Here is a 1,068-nt window from a genome sequence, read left to right on the forward strand (position 1 = left end):
CCACAATTTGTGGCGCCTATACTGGCCCTTCAAGCAACTGAGATGGCTTCCAATCATTGTAATCATCTTACTCGTTTTTAATTTCAACACTATTTTTATTGCTTTTCATGAAATAGCCTTTAATAACGACGCCTGGTTATTTAACCCAGCCACAGATCCTATTATTCTCGTACTCCATGAATCCTTCTTCTTATTATGCTTTGTTTCTGTCTTTTTGATCTTGCAACTCGCTATTGAATGGGTTTATCGTATCGGGAAAAAGGACTTCAACCGTCAAATCTTAGGTATATAAAAACCAACCCAAAGGAGGCTGTAACAAGCACTTTTGGGTTGGTTTTTTTGCTTTATTGATTTATGTATTTTAAAACTGCAAGTCATACCAACATCAGTCTGTAAACATAGATGTCGAATGTAGTGGAGCAACCTGACGGTCGGGGAATAAGTAATGGGCCGCTTGATTAATGACATGTGGCGCTTCGCCAAAACCAGTTGCAATCAATTTGGCTTTATGCGGGTAATTAGCTATATCACCAACTGCATAGATACCGGGAATATTGGTTTGCATGTTATGGTCTACTTGGATAGATTCATTCTCAATTTCAAGACCCCAATTTCTAATTTCATCGATTGAGGATACAAAACCATAGGTCATAAAGATATGTTCAACAGGTAGTATCCGACTTTCTTGACTACGAGCCTTGGTAACTTCTAAGCCAGTCAAGAAACCGTCTTCACCAAGAAGTATTTTTGGTACATAGGGGGTAACGAATTCAATATTGGCTGTTTGTTCAGCTATGCTAACTGAATATTCATGGGCACGAAAACGGTCGCGACGATGAACCAAGTAGACTTTTTTAGCATGGTCAGCTAAAGCCAAACTGGCATCAAAGGCTGAGTCACCACCACCAAGGACCGCAACTTCTTTACCTGTGTATTTAATAAAGTCTGATACATGGTATGAAATATGCTGATCTTCATAGTCAGAAAGGCCAGCAATCGCTATTTTTCGAGGTTTAAAGGAACCATTGCCGGCAGCGATAATGACTGCACCCGCTGTATAGGTCGACT

At 40.0% G+C, this 1,068-nt stretch carries 2 protein-coding genes; one reads left to right on the forward strand and one right to left on the reverse strand.

Going from position 1 to position 1,068, the window contains the following annotated elements; genetic code table 11:
• Positions 1 to 292 (forward strand): DUF1461 domain-containing protein (locus tag ACRCJ0_RS14975; protein ID WP_431391004.1); only part of this gene is annotated, 292 nt, incomplete at its 5' end.
• A 93-nt stretch (positions 293 to 385) separates the two neighbouring features.
• On the opposite strand, the gene ACRCJ0_RS14980 is transcribed toward ACRCJ0_RS14975, so the two are convergent.
• Positions 386 to 1,068: NAD(P)/FAD-dependent oxidoreductase (locus ACRCJ0_RS14980; RefSeq protein WP_431391005.1), on the reverse strand; the 683-nt coding region annotated here is incomplete at its 5' end.

The sequence above is a fragment of the Aerococcus sp. L_32 genome, from assembly GCF_050689315.1.